Genomic DNA, 23,844 nt, shown 5'->3' on the forward strand with positions numbered 1-23,844 from the left:
CCTCCTTAGAAGCCGCCGGGGGCACCGCCGCCGCCACCACCGGGACCTCCTCCACCGGGCATTCCGCCTCCGCCGGGCATATCCCCGCCGGGCATGCCGCCCATCATCATGTCCATGCCGCCGGAGGAGCTGGTCTGGATGTAGGCCACGGTGTCCCCCTCCTGAAGGCCGGAGGTGATCTCGATGTAGTCCCCGTCGCTGACGCCGGTGGTCACCTGGACGGAGACATAGTCGCCGCTTGCTGCGTCAGAGGGCTGGGGAGCGGCGCTCTGATCCCCCTGGGGCTGCCGGCCGTCAGACTGGTCGCTGTCGGGCTGGCTGTCAGAGGCGTTGGCTGCGCTGGGGGAGTCCTTGGTCACCAGGACGGTGTTGCCCCGGTTCAGGGCGGAGGCGGGGATGGTCAGCACGTTATCGGCGTGCTGAAGCTGGATGGTGGCGTCCACGCTCATGCCGGGGAGGAGGCCGTCGGTCTGGTCGATGCGGATGGTGACGGGATAGGTGGTGGCGCTGCCGGTGGAGGTGCCCGCCACGCTGACCTTGGTGACGGTGCCGGTGTAGGTCTGGTCCTCCACCGCGTCGGCGGTGATGGACACCGTCTGGCCCACGGAGATGTTGGAGATGTCCAGCTCGTCCACGCTGAGGGTCATGGTGAGGTAGGACAGATCGTAGATGGTACACAGGGTCTTGTTGGCCTCCGTGGTCTCGCCGGCGTTATAGTTCTTGTCGATGATGGTGCCCTTGATAGGGGAGGTGATGGTGTAGTCGTCCAGCTGTTCATAGCGGCTTTCCAGGTTGATCTGGGCGTTGCGGACGGACTCGGAGGCGCTTTGCACCTGGTCGGAGAGGCTGCTGCTGGTGAGGGTGACCAGAGTCTGATCCTTGCTGACGTAGTCCCCCTCGGTGACATGGATGCGGCTGACGGTGCCGCTCACCTTGGCGGTGACCGTCTTTTCCTGGCTGTAGGTGAAGGTGCCGCTGTCGGTGCTGGTGACGCTGCCCACGGCGGCGGTGGCGCTCTGGTCGGTGGACAGGCCGCCGGGGTTGGTCACGGCGATGGTGACGGTGCGCACCTGCACGTTGCCGGAGCGGACCTCGATATTGCCGTTGATCTTGGTGATGGTACCGGACAGGGTCTCGAAGGTGCTGTCCAGGGTGACGGTGGCGCTCTGGCCCAGGGAGAAGCTGGCCGCGTCATCGGCGGGGAAGGGGACCTTCAGCTCCATGGTGGCGGAGTCCCGGATGGTGGCCACCGTCTGACCGGCCTGGATCTCGTCCCCCACCTCCACGTCCACGGACCACACCTGGCCCGCGGCGGTGGCGGCCACGTTCAGGTCGGCCTGGTCCTCCAGCTGGCGGCTGTAGCTGCGCTGGGCCTGCTGAAGGGAGATCTCCGACTGCTCCAGGGAGCTGTCTGCGTCGGAGGAGTCCAGGGTGTACAGCACCGTGCCCTCCTCCACCTGGTCGCCCTCCTCAAAGTTGGCGGTGAGGATGGTGTCCTCCAGCAGGGTGGTGACGTTGTAGGAGTCGGCGGCCTCCAGGGTGCCGCTGCCGGTGATGGTGGCGGTCACGTCCCGGCGGGTGACCTGGGCGGTGGTATAGCCGCCGTCGCTCTTTTTGGCGGCCTGGGCGCTGCTGCCGAGCAATGCGTGGCCGCCCAGGCCGATGACCAGGGCCGCCGCCGCCACCAGGGCGATGAGCTTCTTTCTCCCCAGCTTTTTCAGGGCCGGGCGCTTCTTGACTGCGGCGGTCTCCCCCGTGGCAGAGGGGTCGGGCCGCTTGAGAAGGGGCAGTTTCATGTTGGGACCATCCTTTCCGTTTTCAACGAGTGATATCGTCCCTTATTGTAGCGGCAGACTTTAAACGAACCACGGCCAAAATCGAAACATTTTCAAAACAAGGGCAAAACTTTTTCCGGCGGCGGAAAAAAAGAAGCGCCCCGCCGGGCGGCGGAGCGCTTTTGATGGGATTTTAGGTCAGATCAGACCAGTTTGTCCTCCTCGGGGAGGAGGTCGGTCATGCTGCGCAGGCTGACGCCCAGGGTGGACAGGTTGTGCAGCATGGCGGAGGTGGCGGGGGGCAGGATGCCCAGAGCGCCCAGGGCGATGAGGGTGCCGTTGAAGCCGATAACGAAGCGGTAGTTGGACTGGATGCGGTCCATTAGACCCTGGGCCACCCGGCGCAGGGCCACCAGCTCGTTCAGGTCCTCGGCGGCCACGGTGACGTCGGCGATCTCACGGGCGATGGCCGCGCCGTCGCTGATGGCGATGCCCACGCTGGCGGCGGACAGGGCGGGGGAGTCGTTGATGCCGTCGCCCAGCATGATGACGGTGTGCCCCAGGGCCCGCTCCTGCTGGACAAAGTTGGCCTTGTCCTCGGGCAGGACCTCGGAGTGGTACTCGTCCACGCCCACCTGGGCGGCGATGGCGGCGGCGGTGCGCTCGCTGTCGCCGGTGAGCATAACGGTCTTCTTCACGCCCAGCTCCCGCAGGGTCTGGATGACCTGGGCGGCCTCCTTGCGCAGGGGGTCGGCGATGCAGATGACGGCGGAGAGCTGACCGGCGATGGCCAGATAGAGGTGGGAATACTCCGGGGGCAGGGCGTCGAACTTGTCCTGCTCCCCGTCGGGGATGGTGCAGTGCTCATCCTCGAAGACGAAGTGGGCGCTGCCGATGATGACCTTTTCGCCGCCCACCGTGCTGGCGATGCCGTGGGCCACCAGATATTGGACCTGGGAGTGTAGCTCCTCGTGGGACAGGCCCCGCTGCTGGGCGGCGCTGACCACGGCGTTGGCCATGGAGTGGGGGAAGTGCTCCTCCAGGCAGGCGGCAAGGCGGAGCATCTCCTCCTCGCTGTTGCCGCCGAAGGGGACCACCTGGGCCACCACGGGGCTGGCATAGGTCAGGGTGCCCGTCTTGTCGAAGACGATGGTGTCGGCCTTGGCGATGGCCTCCAGATATTTGCCGCCCTTGACGGTGGCACGGAAGTCGCTGGCCTCCCGCATGGCGGACAGGACGGCCAGGGGCATGGCCAGCTTGAGGGCGCAGGAGAAGTCCACCATGAGCACGGACAGGGCCCGGGTGACGTTGCGGGTGAGGAGGTAGACCAGGCCGCTGCCCACCAGGGTGTAAGGCACCAGCTTGTCGGCCAGGTTGGCGGCCCGGCTCTCGGCGGCGGACTTGAGCTTTTCCGACTGCTCGATCATGGAGACGATCTTGTCATAGCGACTGGAGCCGGAGTGCTGGCGCACCAGCAGGACGCACTCGCCCTCCTCCACCACGGTGCCGGCGTAGACGGCGGAGCCGGGGCGCTTGGGCACGGGGATGGACTCGCCGGTGAGGGAGGCCTGATTCACAGTGACCTCCCCCTGGTCCACCACGCTGTCCAGGGGGATCATGCCGCCGGTGCGGACGCAGATGCGGTCGCCGGGCTGGACCTGGGTGAGGGGGACCAGGATCTCGTCCCCGCCGGGGGTCTTCAGCCAGACCCGGTCGATGTTCAGGGACATGCTGCGGGCCAGGTTGTCCACCGAGCGCTTGTGGGTCCACTCCTCCAGCAGCTCGCCCAGGCGCAGCAGGAACATGACCGAGCCGGCGGTGCCGAAGTCCCGGCGGACCAGGGAGATGCCGATGGACAGGCCGTCCAGCAGCTCCACGTGCATCTGGCGGCGGATGAGGCAGCCCAGGCCCCGCAGGACATAGGGCACGGCGGTGACCACCGCCCAGGCGGCCTGGAGAGGGGCGGGCAGGAAGAGGAAGCGGGCGGCTTTGCCACAGACCAGGCCCACCAGCTTCTCCTGATAGGCCCGGTTGATGGCCCGGCCGCTCTGGACGCCGGAGAAGGCCTGGACGGCCTTGTCAGAATAGGAGAAGCGGCGCAGGGAGGAGAGCAGCTGCTCCCGGCAGTCGCCCCGGAAGGTGACCACGGCGCAGCAGGTGCGCTCGTGGACATCGGCCTGGAGCACATGGGGCTGGGCGTGGAGCCAGGCCTGAAGCAGGTCGGCCTGCGCCAGGGTCATGCGGGACTGGCACAGCTGCACCCGCAGCCGCCCCCGGCTTTCGTGTTTGATGATGAATTTCATAGCGTATGCCTCCAAAGGAAAGAGGGCCGCCGAAGCGGCCCCCTACGGCGTGGTGGATTTACTCAGCGTCGGCGGGCTCGGCCTCGGCGGACTCGTCAGCCTGCTGGGCCTGCTCGGCCTGCTGGGCGCGCTGCTCGTTGATGTCCTTGGCGGAGGCCAGGATGTCGGCGGCGTTCTCCTGCACGGTGTTCACAGTGGTCATGACGCAGTCCTTCATCCGCAGGACGGCGGCGGCGGTGTGGGCATAGGCGTTCTTGGCGTCCTTGCTGGAGAGCAGCTTGATACCGGCAGAGCCAAACAGGGTGCCGCCGGCGAACAGGGCCAGCTTCTTGTAGATATTCATAGAGCGTTCCTCCTTAAAGTAAATAAGTAAGGCGGCACGTCAGGCGGGGAGCCGGACGAGCCAACTTTTTTGATGCAAAAAATATAGCACAATGGATAAAAGAATGCAATTATTTTTGGAAATGTTATCGTAAGATAACTGGAGAAAGTAAAAAGCGTGTAAAAAACAAAAAACAGCAAAATAGACAAAAGAGGACGGCGGCCCCGGGAGGGACCGCCGCCAGAAGGGAAAAGAAAAGGGGTTCAGGCCCCGAAGCCTGTGAGAGCAGCCAGGATCATCAGTCCGGCCTGGGTGAGAAACAGGGCGAGGCCCACGGGGATGGCGAACTTCCACCACTTCTCCACCTTAATGCTGGCCAGACCGGCCAGGATAGCGGGGTAGGCGGTGGGCCACAGGAAGTTGGACAGACCGTCGCCAAACTGGAAAGCCAGCACGGCGGTATCCCGGGACACGCCCAGCAGGTCGGCAAGGGGAGCCATGATGGGCATGGAGGTGGCGGCCTGACCGGAGCCGGAGGGGATCAGGAAGTTCAGCAGGGTCTGCATGATCAGCATGGCCACGCCGCAGAACCAGGAGGGGAAGGCGGCCAAGGGCAGGGAGAAGTAGTACACCACGGTGTCGATGATGTTGCCGGCCTGGAGGACCATCAGGATGCCCCGGGCCAGGCCGATCATCATACAGGCCATGGCGATGTCGGTGAAGCCCTTGGAATACAGCTCGCCGATCTTGTTGGGACCCCAGCCCATGACGAGGGCGCTGAGGAGGCCCATGATGATGAAGACGGCGGACAGCTCGGCGAAGTACCAGCCATAGACCTTGCAGCCATAGACGATGGCGATGATGCCGCCCAGCAGGATGAGCAGGACCAGCTTTTCCCGAATGCCGAAGGGGGCGTTCTGCACGTCGTTTTCACTCATGGTGATGTGTCCGGTCTCGCCGTAGACCAAGCTCTTGCTGGGGTCGGCCTGGACCTTCAGGGCATAACGGATGGTGAGGGTGGAGCCCACCACTAACATGACCATGTGGCAGAGGAAGCGATAACCCATGCCGGACATGGGGGCCACCTCGGCGATACCCTGAGCGATGCCCACGGTGAAGGGGTTCATCATAGCGCCGGAGTAGCCCATGCCGGCACCGAAGGCCACAATGGCCATACCCACTATTGCATCGAAGCCCATGGCCACGGCGATGCCGGCAAATACGGGGACGAAGGGGAACCACTCCTCCATCAGACCAATGGTGGAGGAGGCGATACCCACGATGAACATGAAGATGGGGATGATGGCCACGCGGGCCTTGCCCTTGAACACCTTCAGCAGGCCGGCAACCAGACCGTTGAACGCACCGCTGGCAATGATGATGTTGATGGAGGCGTAAGAGATGAACACAAAGAAGGTGACCGACCCGGCATCGCACATGCCGTTATAGATGGCCTGGAACATCTGAAAGATACCGACCGGCGACTGCTCCACCGTGTGGAAGGTGCCGGCCACGGCTACGGTGCGGCCTGTGGCCTCGTTCACCACCCGGTCAAACTCGCCGGCGGGGAGGACCCAGGTGAGGATGGTGCAGACAACGATGATGGCAAACAGCAGAACATAGATGTGAGGCAGCTGGATGCCTTTTTTCTTTTTTAACATGTTTCCGCTTGACATGAAAAGGACTCCTTTTTCACACAAATAATCGGGTTTACGGAGGTCAGGGGTCTAACTTTTTTTCGCGCTGGGCCAGATAGGACTGCCGGACCTGGTCCCGGAACTTCTCGTCGGTGAGGGTGCGCAGGATCAGGCTGCCGATGAGCTTGCCGCCGTCGGCGATGGCCTGGTGGGCGGGCTCCTTGAGGGTCTCCTCCCGGAACTCCGGGGTGTGCAGGGCGTAAAACGTGTCGCCGATGGTCAGCAGGGGCTGAATGGCGGGGCAGTGATAGCTCACGTTGCCCACGTCGGAGGAGCCGTTGGGAATCCGCACGGGCTCGCTGGCCCGTCCCATCTCATGGAGCAGCTCCTCCACCGTATCCTCCAGCACGGGGACCCGGACCATGTCGGCAAAGTCGTCGAAGGCCTTGGTGAAGTTCACGGTGCAGTCCATGGCGGAGGCTGCGCCTTGGGCGCACTTTTTGACGATATCGTCCATCTGCTCCAGCTTGGAGAGAGAATCGGTACGGAACTCGATGCGGAGCTCCGCACGATCCGGCAGGATGGCGGGGCAGAGACCGCCGTCAGTGATGATGGTGTTCACATGGACATCTCTGGTGAAGCTCTCCCGCCGGGCATCGATGAGGGACAGGAAGCCCCGGGCGGCGGCCAGGGCGCTGTGGCCCTCCCAGGGACCGGCCACGGCGTGGGCGCTGGTCCCCTTGAACTCCATGAGATAACACCGCAGACTGAGCACGTCCATGTCGGAGATGCTGGCCGGGCCGCTCCAGCTGTGGATCATTGTCGCCAGAGACATGCCGTCGAATGCGCCGTTGGCGGCCATGCCGATCTTGGCACCGGCCTCCTCCTCGGCGGGGGTGCCGAAGACGTATACCGTGCCCTGGAACCGGTCCTTGAGGTCGGCCATGGCCAGGGCGGCCAGCACGGCCATGGCGCAGTGGGCGTTGTGCCCGCAGGCGTGGCCCAGACCGGGAAGGGCGTCGTATTCCACCAGGATGGCGGCGGAGGGACCTTCCCCATTTTTCAGCACCCCACGGAAGGCGGTGGGGTAGCCCATGTAGGGGTATTCCACCTGGTAACCGGCCTGGCGGAGCAATTCTACGACTTTCTGGCTGGAGCGGAATTCCTGATGGGCGATTTCGGGGTGGGCATAGAGGTCATCGCTGAGGGCGACGGCGGTATGCCAGTGCCTTTGGATGGCCTGGGAGAGTTCGTTAGAGATCATGGTCTTTCATCCTTTCCAGTGTGATCTCGCCTGATGACAGACGGGGCAGCGGCGCATTTTGCATCCCGGCGGCGGATGTGCTATAATCGAAAAAGAAAACCGGCGGGTGCAGGCAGCGCCGCAAGGGGAGAACTTTTGAAAATTAAGGGTTCAACAGATTTGAACCTAAAGAATGAAAATATTTTGCTGCCAGCGATAAAAATTATAAAACCGGATCGGAGAGAGGGCAAATAATCAAACAGAGGGGCCCTATCCCGTGGGAGGGCGTTGGTGAGGGGGAAATTGATACTTTACACAAATAAACAGTTAGGATATGAGTGAAACAGCAGAAAAAATAAAAGCTGCTATCACAAAATTGACAGACCTCATTCCTGCGAAGAATGTCTAAAAAGGAGGGGAAATAAATGAATATACAGAATCTGCGGTATCTGCTGGAGATCGCCCAGCGGGGATCGATGACGGCGGCGGCCAAAGTTCTGTATCTGTCCCAGCCCAGACTGAGCAAGATCTTGGCGGAGACAGAGCAAAAATACGGCGTGGCCATTTTCAAACGGGAGAACAACGGCCTTACGCCCACGGAGGCGGGACGGAAATTTTTGAAAATCGCCCGGGACATCGTGGAGGAGGCGGAGGGAAAAGAAAAACTGCTGTATTTGGTGGACCAGGCCAACAGCGCCAGAATATCCGCAACCTGTCTGTCCTTTACCTGCGACGTGTTTTTGGAATATTTAAAGTCCCGGGGAAAAGAGGATGGCTTTCGCTTTTTCTATAAAGAGACCGACGGCCTGACGGCCATCGGAGACGTATTCACCGGGGAATCGGAGCTGGGGGTAATTTACCTGGAAAACGGTGTGCTGGAGCTGGCCCGGCGGGAGGTGGAGAGCAGGGGGCTGTACATGGAGAAGCTGTCTGATACAGTGCCCCATCTGGTGGTGCGGGTGGGGCATCCGCTGGCAAGGCTGAATCGGCCCATCCGGGCGGAGGACCTGTATGGCCAGAGCTTTGTGATCTATCCCGAGCTGGACTGGCTGATGCCCGGCGGGTCCAGCATCCACTCTCAGGTGGAGCGTGGCATGAAAAATATGGACTGGAGCCGGATCGGGAAGATCATCTATATCTCCAGCCGGGGGACCTTTTATGATCTGCTGACCCAGACCAATGCGGTGGCCGTGGGGTCCCAGGCGGTGAACAACCAGGAACGGGTGAATCAGGTGATGTCTTTGCCCTTTGACCCGGAATTTTCCGCAGGCTTTGAGGGATCGATGAACGGAGGCGTATATGCAGTGTACCGCCCCGGACAGGAACTGTCAGAGGCGGTGGGTGGATTTTTACAGATGCTGCGGCAGATCCAATATGAATAAAAAAAGCATAAAAATACGGCGGTCCCGGTGTTCGGGACCGCCGCGTTTTTATGCGGTGATAAGGGGTTTAGCCCTTGCGGGAGATGGCCAGGCGGGCCTTGTCGGCCAGCACCTCGGGGGTGAGGCCGTAGGCGGCCAGGACCTGGTCGGCCTTGCCGCTGCGGCCGAACTGGTCGTTCACGCCGTGGCGGATGACGGGCACGGGGCAGTTCTCGCTGAGGAACTCGGCCACGGCGGCACCCAGACCGCCGATGACGTTGTGCTCCTCGGAGGTGACGATGGCACCGGTCTCCTTGGCGGCGGCCAGGAGCAGCTCCTGATCCAGGGGCTTGATGGTGTGGAAGTCCAGCACACGGGCGGAGATGCCCTCGGCGGAGAGGATGTCGGCGGCCTTCAGGGCCATCTGGACCATCATGCCCACGGCCACGATGGTCACGTCCTTGCCGTCACGCAGGGTGACGCCCTTGCCCAGCTGGAAGTGATAGCCGGGGATGGAGTCGGTGACGGTCTCTACAGCGGAGCGGCCCAGGCGCATATAGGCGGGGCCCTCGTACTGGAGCAGGGCCTCCACGGCCAGGGTCATCTCGTTGGCGTCGCAGGGGCACAGAACGGTCATGCCGGGGATGGTGCGCATGAGGGAGAAGTCCTCGATGCACTGGTGGGTGGCGCCGTCCTCGCCCACGGACAGGCCGCCGTGGGAGCCCACGACCTTGACATTCATGCCGGGGTAGGCGATGGAGTTGCGCACCTGCTCCCAGGAGCGGCCGGCGGCGAACATGGCGAAGGTGTTGGTAAAGGGCTTGAAGCCGCAGGTGGACAGGCCGGCGGCCACGCCCTGCATATTGCTCTCGGCGATGCCCATGTCGAAGAAGCGCTGGGGATAGGCGGCTTTAAAGCCCTTGGTCATGGTGGCTCCGGCCAGGTCGGCCTCCAGCACGATCAGCTCGGGATAACGGTCAGCCAGGGCGACCAGGGCGTCGCCGTAGGCATTACGGGTGGCTTTCTTTTCAGACATGTCAGTTCCCCTCCAATTCCTTGATCTTGGCCTTCAGCTCGGAGACAGCCTGCTCCAGCTGCTGGTCGTTGGGCGCTTTGCCGTGCCAGCCGGCGTCGTTCTCCATGAAAGAGATGCCCTTGCCCTTGACGGTCTTGGCCAGGATCACAGTGGGCTGGCCCTTAGTGGCGGCGGCCTCCTGATAGGCGGAGAGGATCTGGTCGAAATCGTGGCCGTTGATGGTGATGACGTGGAAGCCGAAGGCGGCGAACTTCTGGTCCAGGGGCTCCAGAGGCATGACGTCCTTGGTGGCACCGTCGATCTGGAGGCCGTTCACGTCCACGATGACGCACAGGTTATCCAGCTTGTACTTGGCGGCGGACATAAAGGCCTCCCAGCCCTGGCCCTCGTCCAGCTCGCCGTCGCCCATGACGGCGTAGACGCGGTAGTCCTTGTGGTTGAGCTTGCCGCCCAGGGCCATGCCAACGGCGGCGGAGACGCCCTGGCCCAGGGAGCCGGTGGACATGTCCACGCCCCGGACGTGGTGCATCTCTACGTGGCCGGACATGTGGCCGTCGATGCGGCGGAACATGTGCAGGTCGTCCACGGGGAAGAAGCCCCGCAGCGCCAGAACGGGATAGAGGGCGGGGCTGCAGTGGCCCTTGGACATGACGAAGCGGTCACGGTCAGGGTCCTGGGGGTTTTGGGTGTCCACGTGCATGACGTTGAAGTACAGGGCAGTGACCAGGTCCAGGCAGGACATGGAGCCGCCGGGGTGGCCGGAGGCGGCGTCGTGGACCATGGTCAGGCCCAGAATGCGGGCCTCGTTGGCCTTGATCGCCAGCTGCTGATTAGAAAGTGGCTGCATATAGGATCAACCTTTCTTCTGTTTTTTCCGACAGGCGGAAAGTGAGGCCGCACAGGCGGCTTGATCGGTACGAATCATTATACCATTTTTTTAAAATCGGGACAAGGGCGCGGGGAGAAAAAGTGAGCTTATCGGGTGGGGACGTGCCAGATGTTTTCGGCGTAGTCCTTGATGGAGCGGTCGGCGGCGAAGATGCCGGAGCGGGCGATGTTGGTCAGGGACATCTGGTTCCAGCGCTTGCTGTCGCCATAGACCCGGAGGGCCCGGTCGTGGGCCTGGCAATAGCTCTGGAAGTCGGCCAGGAGCAGGTATTCGTCGGCGGGGGAGCCGCCGGCGCCGTAGAGCAGGCGGGTGGCCAGGTCGGCATAGGACACGTGGTCGTCGAAGCCGGCGGAGAGCTGGTCGATGACCCGCTTGAGGACGGGGTCCTGCTGGTAGTAGTCCATGGGGTGATAGCCCTGCTGCTTGCGCTGGACCACCTCCTGGGCGGTGAGGCCGAAGAGGAAGATGTTCTCGTCCCCCAGCTGCTGGTGCATCTCTACATTGGCACCGTCCAGGGTGCCGATGGTGAGGGCGCCGTTCATCATGAACTTCATGTTGCCGGTGCCGCTGGCCTCTTTTCCGGCGGTGGAGATCTGCTCGCTGATCTCGGAGGCGGGGATGAGCTTCTCCGCCAGGGAGACCCGGTAGTTCTCCAAAAAGACCACCTGGAGCTTATCCTTGCACACGGGGTCCTTGTCGATCTGGGCGGCCAGGGAGTTGATGAGCTGGATGATCTCCTTGGCCACGTGATAGCCGGGGGCGGCCTTGGCCCCGAAGAGATAGGTCTGGGGGACAAAGTCCATGTTGGGATCGTCCTGAAGCTGGTGATACAGGGCGATGATGTGCAGCACGTTGAGCAGCTGGCGCTTATACTCGTGCAGGCGCTTGACCTGGACGTCGAAAATGGCGTCGGTGTTCAGCACCACGCCGGACTCCCGGGCCACCCAGGAGGCAAAGCGCAGCTTGTTGGCGTGCTTGATGTCCCCCAGCTTTTTCAGCACGGTCTTGTTGGAGCGGTATTTCTCCAGGCCCTGGAGGGCCTCCGGGTGGAGCAAATAGGCGTCCCCCCCGGTGCAGTCCCGGATGAGGGAATCCAGCTGGGGGTTGATCTGAGACAGCCAGCGGCGGTGGTCGATGCCGTTGGTCACGTTGGTGAACTGCTCGGGCCGGGCCAGATAGGCGTCGTGGAAAACGTCCTTCTTCAGGATCTCGGAGTGGAGGGCGGAGACGCCGTTCACCGTCTGGCAGGCGCAGATGCACAGGTTGGCCATGCGCACCTCGCCGCCCCAGATGATGGCCATGTTGGCGATCTTGCCGGTGTCATTGCCATAGCGGTGCTCCAGCTCACGCTGGTAGCGGGCGGCGATCTCCTTGAGGATGATCCAGATGCGGGGCAGCAGGGTCTCGATGAGGGACTGGGGCCAGCGCTCCAGGGCCTCGGCCAGGACGGTGTGGTTGGTGTAGCAGACCGTCTGGGTGACGATGTGCCAGGCGTCCTCCCAGGAGTAGCCCTCCACATCCAGCAGGATGCGCATGAGCTCGGGAATGACCAGGGTGGGGTGGGTGTCGTTGATCTGGATGACGTGCTTTTCATGGAAGTTGCGCAGGGTGCCGTATTGGGCGCGGTGCTTGCGGATGATGGACTGCACCGTGGCGGAGACGAAGAAGTATTGCTGCTTTAAGCGCAGAGACTTGCCCTCGTAGTGGTTGTCGTCGGGGTAGAGGACCTTGGCGATGACCTCGGCCATGGCCTGCTGCTCCACCGCCTTGAGATACTCGCCCCGGGAGTACAGGGACATGTCCACGGGGACGGGGCTTTTGGCGTCCCACAGGCGCAGGACGTTGGTGTGGCGGGTCTGGTAACCGGCGATCTCCATGTCCCGGGGGATGGCCAGCACGGTGGTATAGCCGGTGTGCTCCGGGTGGTTGTGCCCCTCGCTGTCCCAGCAGTCCTCCACCTTGCCGCCAAAGCGGACCTCCTCCGCCTCGTCCATCTTGGGGATGAGCCAGGCGTCGCCCAGGCCCAGCCAGTTGTCGGCCAGCTCCACCTGCTTGCCGTCGATGATCTTCTGCTTGAAGATGCCCAGCTCGTAGCAGATGGAATAGCCGGTGGCGGGGATCTCCTGGGTGGTCATGGAGTCCAGATAGCAGGCGGCCAGGCGGCCCAGGCCGCCGTTGCCCAGACCGGCGTCGGGCTCCAGCTCGAACAGGTCGGAGGCGGAGAAACCCAGGCCGTCCAGGGCATCCTTCAGGGTGTCCAGCAGGCCCAGGTTATAGGCGTTCTTCTCCAGAGAGCGGCCCATCAAAAACTCCAGGGAGAGATAGTGGACCTGGCGGCGCTGGCCCTCCCACACCTGGTTGTCGGTGGCCATCTGGCGGCGGGACATGATGTCACGCAGGACCAGAGCGCAGGCCTTGAACATGTGGGAGGGGGTGGCCTCGTCCACAGTGCGGCCAAAGTTGCGCTGGAGCTTACCAGTGATCATTTCGGTGAGCTGCGCTTTGGTATATTCAGCCATAACAGTTCCTCCTGTACGGTTTAAATTTTCAAGAAAAGTGGGGGCTGGAACGTATCTTTCCCCCGCTGAAACATTTTATCAGCTTTCAAAAGGTGCGTCAATCGGCATAACGGCGTAAACGCAGGGGGTTTCGGGGCTGACGGGCGAAAATTGCACAAGAAAAAACGCGCTCCGCCGGGGGAGGCGGAGCGCGTTTTGTGGGGGAGAACCGGACTTAGCCCATGGCCCGGCGGTAGACTTCCAGGTATTGCTTGGCGGAGGGGCCCCAGGAGAAGTCGGCGGTCATGCCGGCCTTTTGCAGGGCGCGCCAGGCGGGCTTGTTGCTGCGGTAGAGAGCGGCGGCCTCCCGCAGGACCCAGACCATGTCGCCGGCGTTGATGTTGGTGAAGGTGAAGCCCCGGCCCTCGCCGGTGTACTTGTTGTAGGGGGGGACGGTGTCCTTCAGACCGCCGGTCTCCCGCACCACGGGGATGGAGCCGAAGCGCATGGCGATGAGCTGGCTGAGGCCGCAGGGCTCGGACACGGAGGGCATGAGGAACAGGTCAGACCCGGCGTAGACCAGGTTGGACAGGGCGGGGGAGTAGGCTAGGTGGGCGGCAAAGCGGCCGGGATACTGGCCCTGGGCATTGCGGAATGCCTCCTCATACTGCCATTCGCCGGTGCCCAGGACCACCATCTGCACGTCCAGGCCCATGATGTCGTGGAGGGCGTCGGTGACCAGGGAGAAGCCCTTGTGGCCCACCAGGCGGGAGACGCAGCCGATGAGGGGGATGTAGGGGTCCTCCTGAAGGCCCATGGCCCGCTGGAGGGCGGCCTTGCAGGCGGCCTTGCCGGAGACGTCCTTGGCGGAGTAGTGCTCGGGCAGGTCGGCGCAGGTGGCGGGGTCGTAGAGGTCCATGTCGATGCCGTTTACGATACCGCAGAACTTGCCGTCCTGCTGGCAGATGACCCCATCCATGCCCCGGGCATAGAAGGGGGTGTGCAGCTCCTGGGCGTAAGTGGGGGAGACGGTGGTCACCTGGCTGGAGGCCAGGATGGCCCCCTTCATCAGGTTCACGTCCCCGAAGTAGGCCAGCATGCCCTCGTTGAAGTAGCTGCTGTCCAGGCCGATGACGTCCTGGAGGACCTGCTCGCCGTAGCGGCCCTGGTATTCGATGTTGTGGATGGTGAAGACGGCGTGGGCGTTCGACAGCTGGGGCACCCGGTAGCGCTCCTCCAGCAGGTAGACGGGGACCAGGGCGGTCTGCCAGTCGTTGCAGTGGATGATGTCCGGCGCCCAGTCCAGCTGGGCGGGGGCGGCCAGAACGGCACGGGAGAAGAAGGCGAAGCGCTCGCAGTCGTCGAAGTGGCCGTAGATCTGGGCGCGCTTGAAGTAGTATTCGTTGTCCACGAACCAGTAGGTAACGCCCTCCCGCTCCAGCTGGAACAGGCCGCAGTAGGCCTGCCGCCAGGACAGGGAGACGTTGAAGTGCTTGAGGAAGGTCATCTGGTCCCGCCAGAACTGGCTGACGCCCTGGTAGAGGGGGAGGATGACGGTGACCTGGTGGCCCTCCTTGGCCAGGGCCTGGGGCAGGGAACCGGCCACGTCGGCCAGACCGCCGGTCTTGATGAAGGGAGCAACTTCGGAGGAGGCGAAAAGAATGTTCATAGATATCCCCTTTCCGGCAAATTACACGACGGAACCCTTGGCGATGGCCAGGGGATAGGTGCTGTGGCCCATGAGCATGCGGCCCTGGTTCACGGTGACCTTTTTGTCGGCGATGACATAGGCCAGAGAGGCCCCGGCCTTGACCACCGCGCCCTGCATGAGGACGCTGTTGACCACCTTGGCCCCCGGCTCGATGGTGACGCCGCGGGAGATGATGGAGTTTTCCACCTGGCCCTCGATGTGGCAGCCGTCGGCCACCAGGGAGCAGACGCAGGAGGAGTCGGGGCCATAGTAGGTGGAGGGGTTGGACTGGTCCTTGGTGCGGATGGGCCGCTGGGGGTTGAAGAGGTCGGCCCGGACGGCGGGGTCCAGCAGGTCCATGGAGCGGTGGTAGTAGTCATCCACCGACTGGAAGCGGCCCACATAGCCCTGGTGGACATAGGGCATGAGCTTGAGGGAGTCCAGGCGGGGCTGGAGGACGCCCCGGCTGAAGTCGGTGACGTCGTGGGCGGCGCAGTAGTCCACCATGCTCAGCAGCAGCTGCTTGGACAGGACATAGAGCTCCAGAGACTCCAGAGACTGGTCGGCGGCGGTGGGGTGGATGGACAGGTCGGTGATGCGGCCGGACTCGCTGACCTCCACATATTCGGAGGAGCGGGGGGCGCCCCGGAGGGTGGGGGTGCAGACGATGGTGACGTCGGCCCCGGAGTCCAGGTGCTGCTGGAACACGTCGGCCACGGGCAGGTTCAGGGCCAGATCGCCCCGGCCCATGATGACATAGTCCTGGCGGATGTTGTTCAAGTAGTCAGACACCCCGGCCAGGGCGTCCATGGGGCCGCGGTAGTCCCCGCCCCGGCGGGCATAGCTGAAGGGGGGCAGGATGCGCAGGCCGCCGTGCTTGCGGCTCAGGTCCCAGTCCTTGCCCGAGCCCAGGTGATCCAGGAGGGACTGATAGCTCTGGTGGACGATGATGCCCACGTCGGAGATGCCGGCGTTGACATAGTTGGAGAGCATGAAGTCGATGAGGCGGTAGCGCCCGCCGAAGGGGAGAGAACAGGTGTTGCGGGGACGGGTCAGCTCCCCCAGGTTGGTATCAGCGCGATAGGCAAAGAGAATTCCGTGGAGGTCGTTCATGCCTGCTCGCCTCCTTTCACATCTTCGCGGATCATGGCGTGGGGGGCCACGGTGGCACCCTGGCCCACAGTGACGCCGCCGGCCACCACGGCGATGCCCCAGTCGGGGCTGTCGTCCGGGGCGGAGCCTACATGAGCGTCTGCTTCAATGACGGCGTCCTCGGCCACGATGGCATAGGACACGTCGGCCCCGGCTTTGACCACTGCGCCGGGCATGAGGATGGAGTACTGCACCCGGGCGCCCTCCTCCACCACAACGGAGTGGAAGAGGACAGAGTTTTCCACGGTGCCGTCGATCTGGCCGCCGCCGGTGACCAGGGAGTGGGAAATTTTCGCGTGGGGGCCGGTGGCGTGGGGGGGCTTGATGGGGGAGCGGGCGTAAATGGGCCACTCCGGGTCGTGAAGGTCGATGGAGTTGTGGGGGGCCAGCATGTCCATGTTGGCGTCCCACAGGGAGTCGATGGTGCCCACGTCCTTCCAGTAGCCATGGAATCGGTAGGCGGTGAGAAGTTCACCGGCGGCGAGCATGTTGGGGATGATGTTTTTGCCGAAGTCGTTGGAGGAGCCGGGGTCGGCCTCGTCGTCGATGAGATATTGCCGCAGCTTGGACCAGGTGAAGACATAGATGCCCATGGAGGCCAGATTGCTCTTGGGGTGGGCGGGTTTCTCCTCGAACTCGTAGATACGGTCGTGCTCGTCCACGTTCATGATGCCGAAGCGGGTGGCCTCCTCCATGGTGACCTCCAGCACGGAGATGGTGCAGGCCGCCCCCGTTTTCTTGTGCAGGTCGATCATGTGGGTGTAGTCCATCTTGTAGATATGGTCGCCGGACAGGATGACCACATACTCCGGGTCATACAGGTCCAGAAAGCCGATGTTCTGATAGATGGCGTTGGCGGTGCCCTTGTACCAGGTGCCCTGGTCCCCCTCCCGCATGTAGGGGGGGAGGATATGTACGCCGCCGTCGGCCCGGTCCAGGTCCCAGGGCTGGCCGTTGCCCAGGTAGCTGTTCAGCTCCAGGGGGCGGTATTGGGTGAGGACGCCCACGGTGTCGATGCCGGAATTGACGCAGTTGGAGAGAGGAAAATCGATGATGCGGTATTTGCCGCCGAAGGGGACGGCGGGCTTGGCCACGTGGCTGGTGAGGGCGTAGAGGCGGCTGCCCTGTCCTCCGGCCAACAGCATGGCTACAACTTCTTTTTTCATACTGTCACCTCTTACGAATACTGGGTCGATGCTGCGCTGGAAACGATGGAGCTATCAGGAGCGCTTTTTGCGCTTAGATGCCTTTCTGGGGGTGGACTTGCGGCCCGTCAGGGCTTTGGGCTGGGGCGGGGCGGAGAGGGCGGCCTTGTCCTCTTTCTTGGGCAGGGCGGTCTGCTCCGGCTTTTGGGGCAGAGCGTGCTGCTTCTCCTTTTCCGGGAGGGCCTGTTTCTCTTCCTTTTTGGGCAGGGCCTGCTGGGGCTCTTTCTTGGGCAGCGCCTTCCGGGCGGGCTTTTCCGGCAGAGCGGCCTGAGGGGCCGCATCCTGTGCGGGGGCGGCGGCTGCTTTGGCCTTGGCCGCGCGCTTTTTGGGGGCGGCCTTTTTGGCCGCGGCCTGCTCTGCCTTGGGGGCGGCGGGCTTGCGCACTGGGAATCTGCGGGAGCAGCGGTAGATCATGGCGGACATGGGGGGCAGGTCGATGACCAGGGACTGGGCCTGGTCGTGGCAGGGGACCTTCTCCGTCTTCACGGGGTCGTGGTCCCCCAGGCCCTGGCCGCCGAACTGAGTGTCGTCGGTATTCAGCACGGGGGTCCAGATCCCGGCGAAGGGCGCGCCCACCCGGTAGCCCTTGCGGTGGTTGGGGGAGAAGTTGCACACCACCAGAAGGGGCTTGCCGTCCTTGTCCCAGCGGAGGAAGGAGACGGTGTTGGCGGTGTTGTCATCGGCGCACAGCCACTGGAAGCCGTGCCAGGAGTCGTCCTGCTGCCAGAGGGCGGGCTGCTGGAGGTAGAAGGCGTTCATGGCCTTGAAGAAGTCCTGGGTCTGGCGGTGGGGGGGATACTGGAGCAGGTGCCAATCCAGGGAGTATTCATAGTGCCACTCGTTCCACTGGGCGAATTCAGCCCCCATGAAGGAGAGCTTTTTTCCCGGGTGGGTCATCATGTAGGCATAGAAGGCCCGGACCCCGGCAAACTTTTGGGGGTCGTCTCCGGGCATTTTGCCGAAGAAGGAGCCCTTCATATGGACCACCTCGTCGTGGGAGAGGGGGAGGATATAGTTCTCGGAGAAGGCGTACATGAGGGAGAAGGTGATGTCTTTGTGGTTGAACTGGCGGAAGTAGGGGTCCATCTTGATGTAGTGGCAGATGTCGTTCATCCAGCCCATGTTCCACTTGAAGTTGAAGCCCAGGCCGCCCTGGTCCACGGGGTGGGTGACCTTGGGCCAGGAGGTGGACTCCTCGGCCACCATGAGCACGTCGGGGTGGGCGGAGAAGACGGCGGTGTTCAGCTTCTGCAGGAAGTCCACGGCCTCCAGATTCTCGTGACCGCCGTTGACATTGGGGACCCACTCCCCGTCCTTGCGGCCATAGTCCAGATAGAGCATGGAGGAGACGGCATCCACCCGCAGGCCGTCCATGTGGTACTCCTCCAGCCAGAACATGGCGGAGGAGAGGAGGAAGGAGCGGACCTCGCTGCGGCCATAGTCAAAGACGTTGGTGCCCCAGTCGGCGTGGGTGCCCTTGCGGGGGTCGGCGTATTCATAGGTGGGGGTGCCGTCGAACTGGTAGAGGCCAAAGGCATCCCGGGGGAAGTGGGCGGGGACCCAGTCCATGATGACACCGATACCCGCCTGATGGAGTTGGTCGATGAGGTATTTCAGATCATCGGGGATGCCGAAGCGGCTGGTGGCGGCGAAGTAGCCGGTGCACTGGTAGCCCCAGGAGGCATCCAGGGGGTACTCGGTGACGGGGAGGAGCTCTACATGGGTGAAGCCCATCTCCTTCACATAGGGTACTAAGTAGGAGGCGGTGTCCCGGTAGCTGAGAAACTCGCCGTCGCCGGTGCGCCGCCAGGAGCCCAGATGGCACTCGTAGATGTTCATGGGGGCGGTGTAAGGTACCTGCTTGGCCCGGCGGTCCATCCACGCCTGGTCGCCCCAGGCATAGCCGGTGTTCAGGTCGTAGATCTTAGAGGAGACATCGGGCCGGGTGGCGGCATGAAAGGCGAAGGGGTCGGCCTTGCCCACATAGGAGCCGTCGGCCTGGAAAACGGCATACTGATAGGCATCGTAGCGCTGGAGGCCAGGGACGAAGACCTCCCAGATGCCGCCCTCGATCTTCTCCATGGGGGTGGCCTGGAGGTCCCAGTGGTTGAAGTCACCGATGAGGGTGATCTTGGGGGCATTGGGGGCCCAGACCCGGAAGAGATAGCCCTCGGTCCCGTCCTCTGTTTTGGCGGGGTGGGAGCCGAAGCAGCGCCAGGCATGGGCGGAGTGGCCGTCGGAAAAGGCCTGGAGCTCTAAAAACAGGTCATTGGGGTTGAGATTTTCTAAATATTTGGACAAAGTGATCACCTCTGGTTGGGATTTCCATGGCGGAATGGGCGAAAAAGCACAATTCCACATTGAAAGTGACTGGAATTATTTATATAAATTATACAACCATACAGCGGAGCCGTCAAGTAAAATAGCGGTAAACCGGGCGGGGAGACCGAGAGATGTATCCCCGTCTGACTGGACGGGGGGCAGGACGGAGAGAAATTATCGGCGTTTTTTCGACGCCTCAACCGGCGAAGAGCAGACGGTGCAGAAGTTGGGAGAACAGGCCGGGGACGGAGAGCCGGTCCACCCCCTGGGCGGCGACGATGGGGACGGTGTCCCGCAGCTGCTCCCCCACATAGACCTGAAACTCTCCCAGAGTCTGACCGGGGTCTACCGGGGCCTGGACATCCCGGGCCAGGTCGACGCGGGTGGTGACCTGATCGGCCTGGGTCTTTTCCACCAGCAGGTGACACTCCCGCTGGAGCTGGGGCTGGACGGTCTTGCTCCGGCCCAGGAGCACGTCCACCGGGGCCAGGGGACTTTCGGGCTGGGGGGTGATCAGGGCGTAGTTGGCAAAGCCGTAATCCAGCAGGCTGGAGGCGTCCTGAAAGCGCTGGGCGGTGGTGGGGGCCTTCATCACCACGGCGATGAGTTCCATGCCGTTTCGCTGGGCGGTGGCGGACATGCAGTATTGGGCGGAGGCGGTGAAGCCCGTTTTCAGGCCGGTGGCCCCGTCGTAGAAGCGGACCAGGCGGTTGGTGTTGGTGAGGCCGAAGGCGCCGTTTCGGATGGAGTCGGTCCAGATAGTCGTGTATTGCTGAATATCCGGGTGGCGGAGGATCAGCTCCCGGGACATGAGGGCAATGTCCCAGGCGGAGGTGAGGTGGCCGGGGGCGGGGAGACCGGTGCAGTTGACAAAGTGGGTGTCCGCCATGCCCAGAGACTGGGCCTTTTGGTTCATCTGGTCCACGAAGGCGGACTCGCTGCCCGCCAGGCGCTCGGCCAGGGCCACGGCGCAGTCGTTGCCCGAGACCACGGCCACGCACTTGATAAGGTCGGAGACCGAGAGCTGCTCCCCCTCCTTTAAATAGACCTGGGAGCCGCCCATCCCGGCGGCGTGGGCGGAGACGGGGACAAGCTCGTCCAGGGAGAGGCGGCCGGAGTCTACGGCCTCCATGACCAGGAGCAGGGTCATGATCTTGGTGACGCTGGCGGGCTCCAGCTTCTGGTGGGCGTTTTGCTGGAGGAGGACGGTCCCCGTCTCCTTCTCCATGAGCAGGGCGGAGGCGGAGGAGAGGACCAGGGGCATGCTGTCCTCCCGGGCTGCGGCGGCAGTGGTGACCGGCGAGAAGAGGACGAGGATCATGGCCAGACTGAAGGCCAGGGCGGAAAGGCGGCGGAGATGATACATAGGGGTCCCTCCTGTTTTGATGGGGATGTTTGTTCCTAGGATAGGAAAAAGCAGGGCGGGCTATGCGGGGAAAAATTTTCTGGAGGGGCTATGCAGCTATCAAGATTAGTCCACGGGGCGGGAAAAAGAGGTCGAAACAAAAAATTTCAAGAAATTTTTGCAAAAGAGGACGGGAACGTGCAACTTTTTGTGGTTGGGAAGCAGGGGTGAGGAGGGATAGGGTGGCAAAGGGAGCGACGCCCGGACGGGAGCAGATCATCAGAAGGATGTGGAAGCTGGCCAACGCCGGGGTGGAGGATGCGGTGAAGCTGGCCTGCTTCCCCACGGAGGAGTGGGGCGGACTGGAGGGCATGAACTTAGACGCCCTGACGGAATTCAAGCGGGGGAGCAACGGCGTGGTGGAGCTGAAATTCACGGACCGGGCCAGGCTGCTGGAGCGGCTGCTGGACGCCGCCGACCACAGCGGGGAGGACCAGGTGGACCGGTTTTTAAGCGCCATGGAGCATCAGGAGGAGGGGAAGTGAGACAGGAATGGAGTTTTCGCCCAAGCAGCGCAGGGTGCTGACCTGGTGGCGGCCCGACTCGCCGGACCGGGACAAGCAGGCCATCATCTGTGACGGGGCGGTGCGCAGCGGCAAGACGCTGTGTACGGGGCTGTCCTTTTTCTGCTGGGCCATGCAGCGCTTTCAGAACAGGCGGTTTGCCCTGTGCGGGCGGACCATCGTGTCGGTGCGGCGGAATCTGCTGGAGGAGCTGCTGCCCCTGCTGGAGGGGATGGGCTTTCGGTGCAGACAGAAGACGTCCCAAAATCTGCTGGAGGTGCGGCTGGGCAGGCGGAAGAACACGTTTTATCTGTTCGGCGGCAAGGACGAGGGGTCGGCGGCCCTGATTCAGGGGCTGACCCTGGCGGGGGCGCTGCTGGACGAGGTGGCGCTGATGCCCAGGTCCTTTGTGGAACAGGCGGCGGCCCGGTGCTCGGTGAGCGGGAGCAGGCTTTGGTTCTCCTGCAACCCGGAGTCCCCCGCCCACTGGTTTTATCAGGAGTGGATCTTAAAGGCGGAGGAGAAGGGGGCGCTGCGCATCCCCTTCTCCATGGAGGACAACCCAGGGCTGTCCCCCCAGATGCTGGAGCGGTATCGGACCATGTTTCAGGGGACCTTTTACCGCCGGTTCGTGCTGGGGGAGTGGGTGGCCGCGGAGGGTCTGGTGTATGACTTTTTTGACGAGAGCTTTGTGCACACCGCCCCGGAGGGGCTGGAGGAGTGGTATATCTCCTGCGACTATGGCACGGTGAACCCCACGTCCATGGGCCTGTGGGGGAGGAAGGACGGCGTTTGGTACCGCACGGCGGAATTTTACTACGACGCACGGAAGAGACACCGGCAAAAGACGGACGAGGAGTATGCCGATGCCCTGGCCGGGCTGGCCGGAGGCCGGGACATCCGGGCGGTGATCGTGGACCCGGCGGCGGCCAGCTTTATCGAGACATTGCGGCGGCGGGGCTGGCGGGTGCGCCGGGCGGACAACCGGGTGCTATCCGGCATCCGCCTGACGGCCCGGCTTTTGAAGGCGGGAAAACTGGTGATCTGCCCGGGATGCGGCGATGCCATCCGGGAGTTTGCCCTGTATCGCTGGGAGGAGCAGGGGGACGGACAGGATCGGGTGAGAAAAGAGAACGACCACGCCATGGACGAGATCCGCTATTTCGCCGCCACGGTGGCGGAGGGAAAGAGCGGGGGCGTGTATGCCGGGTGCGTGGAGAGAGGGAGATTTTGAGGAGTTAGGAGTTAGGAAGTAGGAGTGATGAGTTTTTGCGATGCCAGCCCCCTTTCACAAGGGGGCCAAAGGACGCAAAGACGGAGAATGGAGGAGGTCACACTTTGAAGTGGTGGGAGCGGAAGAAGCGGCGGGGGGCGGCCCCGGTGGTGCAGGTGCGCCAGGGGGAGGGCCATCCCTTCGGCGTGCTGGACCGGTATACCCCCTTGGGGACCGGGGAGGTGGCACTGTACCGGGCCATCCGGGAGGGGGTGCCCCTGCTGGACGCGGCCATCTGGAAGCTGGTGCGGCTGTGCGGCGGCGTGAAAGTGATTGCGGAGGATAAAGCGGCCCAGGCGGGGCTGGAGGAGTTTTTTCAGAAGGTGAACATCGGCTGGGGACAGCGGGGCATCCAGGCCTTTTTGGACCGGTATCTGGACGACCTGTTCACCTGCGGCCACGCATTGGGGGAGATCGTCCTCACCGGGGACGGGCGGGACATCGCGGCGGTGCTGTGCGCCGACCCGGAGCAGGTGGAGGCCAAGCGGGGGGACAACCCCCTGGACTTTAAGCTGTGCCTGCGTCAGGCGGGGGAGCCGAAAGAGCTGCCCTGGCAGGAGCTGCTGCTGTTTACCCCCCTTCAGCCCACGGGGGACTGTCCCTGCGGGGTGTCTATGCTGCGGTCTATGCCCTTTTTGGCGGGCATTCTGCTGAAGATCTTTCAGGCCACGGGACAGAACTGGGAGCGGGCGGGCAACCTGCGCTTTGCGGTGGTGTGTAAGCCGGGGGAGGACGAGGGGGCCTTTGCCCAGGAGCGGTGTCGGCAGATCGCCGGGGAGTGGTCAGAGGCCATGCAGGCGGGCCGGGCCGGACAGGTGCGGGACTTTGTGGCCGTGGGCGACGTGGATGTGAAGGTCATCGGAGCGGACGGCCCCATTCTGGACAGCCAGGTGCCGGTGCGGCAGATCCTGGAGCAGCTGGTGGCCCGGACGGGCATCCCGCCCTTTATGCTGGGGCTGTCCTGGTCGTCCACCGAGCGGATGAGCACCCAGCAGGCCGACCTGCTGACCAGCGAGATCACCGCCATCCGCCGCAGCGTGGAGCCGGCGTTGGAGCGCATCGGCGAGCTTTGGGTGCGCCTCCACGGGTTTGGCGGCGGCGTGAAGATCGACTGGGAGGACATCAATCTTCAGGACATTGTGGAGGAGGCCAAGGCGGAGCTGTATCGTGCCCAGGCGGAGAAGATCCGGCTGGGGGATCGGAAAACTTAAAAAACAGAAGGAGGGAGCG

At 63.3% G+C, this 23,844-nt stretch carries 17 protein-coding genes; 4 read left to right on the plus strand and 13 right to left on the minus strand.

Translation table 11 applies throughout. From position 1 onward, the window contains the following. Positions 1-5: 5 nt before the first annotated feature. The 5 genes from ACSAMP_RS05720 to ACSAMP_RS05740 all read right to left on the minus strand — a co-directional run bounded on the left by ACSAMP_RS05720 (position 6) and on the right by ACSAMP_RS05740 (position 7,301). Complete coding sequence (locus ACSAMP_RS05720; protein ID WP_457799781.1) at positions 6-1,796, minus strand: HlyD family efflux transporter periplasmic adaptor subunit; 1,791 nt, start codon at positions 1,794-1,796, stop codon at positions 6-8. 182 nt (positions 1,797-1,978) lie between these two features. Then, positions 1,979-4,078 carry a heavy metal translocating P-type ATPase gene (locus ACSAMP_RS05725; protein ID WP_457799782.1) on the minus strand — a complete coding sequence of 700 codons (2,100 nt, stop codon included), beginning with the start codon at positions 4,076-4,078 and terminating at the stop codon, positions 1,979-1,981. 58 nt (positions 4,079-4,136) lie between these two features. Further along, entirely contained in the window at positions 4,137-4,421 is a 285-nt protein-coding gene (locus ACSAMP_RS05730) for a DUF6110 family protein (protein ID WP_457799783.1), read from the minus strand. A gap of 242 nt (positions 4,422-4,663) precedes the next feature. After that, positions 4,664-6,076 carry a YfcC family protein gene (locus ACSAMP_RS05735; RefSeq protein WP_457799784.1) on the minus strand — a complete coding sequence of 471 codons (1,413 nt, stop codon included), beginning with the start codon at positions 6,074-6,076 and terminating at the stop codon, positions 4,664-4,666. Positions 6,077-6,119: 43 nt separating this feature from the next. Next, positions 6,120-7,301, minus strand: a complete 1,182-nt coding sequence (locus tag ACSAMP_RS05740) for an amidohydrolase (RefSeq protein WP_457799785.1) — start codon at positions 7,299-7,301, stop codon at positions 6,120-6,122. Positions 7,302-7,705: 404 nt separating this feature from the next. Between ACSAMP_RS05740 and ACSAMP_RS05745 the strand changes: the two genes are divergently transcribed. Then, a complete protein-coding gene (locus ACSAMP_RS05745) occupies positions 7,706-8,662 on the plus strand; it encodes a LysR family transcriptional regulator (protein ID WP_457799786.1) in 957 nt (318 codons plus the stop codon). 67 nt (positions 8,663-8,729) lie between these two features. Here ACSAMP_RS05745 and ACSAMP_RS05750 read toward each other — a convergent pair whose 3' ends face one another. From ACSAMP_RS05750 to ACSAMP_RS05785, 8 genes are all read right to left on the minus strand, one after another. Beyond that, on the minus strand, positions 8,730-9,677 hold the full coding sequence (locus tag ACSAMP_RS05750) for a transketolase family protein (RefSeq protein WP_457799787.1): 948 nt from the start codon (positions 9,675-9,677) through the stop codon (positions 8,730-8,732). Position 9,678: 1 nt separating this feature from the next. Next, positions 9,679-10,524 carry a transketolase gene (locus ACSAMP_RS05755; RefSeq protein ID WP_227146274.1) on the minus strand — a complete coding sequence of 282 codons (846 nt, stop codon included), beginning with the start codon at positions 10,522-10,524 and terminating at the stop codon, positions 9,679-9,681. Between the two features lie 128 nt (positions 10,525-10,652). Next, complete coding sequence (locus ACSAMP_RS05760; RefSeq protein WP_457799788.1) at positions 10,653-13,085, minus strand: glycogen/starch/alpha-glucan phosphorylase; 2,433 nt, start codon at positions 13,083-13,085, stop codon at positions 10,653-10,655. A gap of 214 nt (positions 13,086-13,299) precedes the next feature. Next, the gene (gene glgA / locus ACSAMP_RS05765; protein ID WP_457799789.1) at positions 13,300-14,733 is read right to left on the minus strand and encodes a glycogen synthase GlgA; all 1,434 of its coding nucleotides are present in this window, start codon (positions 14,731-14,733) and stop codon (positions 13,300-13,302) included. Positions 14,734-14,754: 21 nt separating this feature from the next. Further along, positions 14,755-15,867 (minus strand): glucose-1-phosphate adenylyltransferase subunit GlgD, encoded by a 1,113-nt coding sequence (gene glgD, locus ACSAMP_RS05770; RefSeq protein WP_457799790.1) that lies wholly within the window; start codon positions 15,865-15,867, stop codon positions 14,755-14,757. Next, positions 15,864-17,072: a glucose-1-phosphate adenylyltransferase gene (locus ACSAMP_RS05775; RefSeq protein ID WP_457799791.1), complete on the minus strand. Its 1,209-nt coding sequence runs from the start codon at positions 17,070-17,072 to the stop codon at positions 15,864-15,866. Before ACSAMP_RS05775 ends, glgD begins: the two co-directional genes overlap by 4 nt. 54 nt (positions 17,073-17,126) lie before the next feature. Beyond that, positions 17,127-19,412: a 1,4-alpha-glucan branching protein GlgB gene (glgB, locus tag ACSAMP_RS05780; RefSeq protein WP_457799792.1), complete on the minus strand. Its 2,286-nt coding sequence runs from the start codon at positions 19,410-19,412 to the stop codon at positions 17,127-17,129. A 217-nt stretch (positions 19,413-19,629) separates the two neighbouring features. Continuing rightward, positions 19,630-20,799 (minus strand): D-alanyl-D-alanine carboxypeptidase family protein, encoded by a 1,170-nt coding sequence (locus tag ACSAMP_RS05785; RefSeq protein WP_457799793.1) that lies wholly within the window; start codon positions 20,797-20,799, stop codon positions 19,630-19,632. 221 nt (positions 20,800-21,020) lie between these two features. Here ACSAMP_RS05785 and ACSAMP_RS05790 point away from each other — a divergent pair, with 221 nt between their 5' ends. From ACSAMP_RS05790 to ACSAMP_RS05800, 3 genes are all read left to right on the plus strand, one after another. After that, positions 21,021-21,323 carry an XRE family transcriptional regulator gene (locus ACSAMP_RS05790; protein ID WP_441796713.1) on the plus strand — a complete coding sequence of 101 codons (303 nt, stop codon included), beginning with the start codon at positions 21,021-21,023 and terminating at the stop codon, positions 21,321-21,323. A gap of 7 nt (positions 21,324-21,330) precedes the next feature. Beyond that, positions 21,331-22,575: a PBSX family phage terminase large subunit gene (locus ACSAMP_RS05795; RefSeq protein WP_457799794.1), complete on the plus strand. Its 1,245-nt coding sequence runs from the start codon at positions 21,331-21,333 to the stop codon at positions 22,573-22,575. A gap of 104 nt (positions 22,576-22,679) precedes the next feature. Further along, positions 22,680-23,825 carry a serine/threonine protein phosphatase gene (locus ACSAMP_RS05800; RefSeq protein WP_457799795.1) on the plus strand — a complete coding sequence of 382 codons (1,146 nt, stop codon included), beginning with the start codon at positions 22,680-22,682 and terminating at the stop codon, positions 23,823-23,825. Positions 23,826-23,844 lie beyond the last annotated feature (19 nt).

The sequence above is a fragment of the Flintibacter sp. SJQ-8 genome (assembly GCF_054108085.1).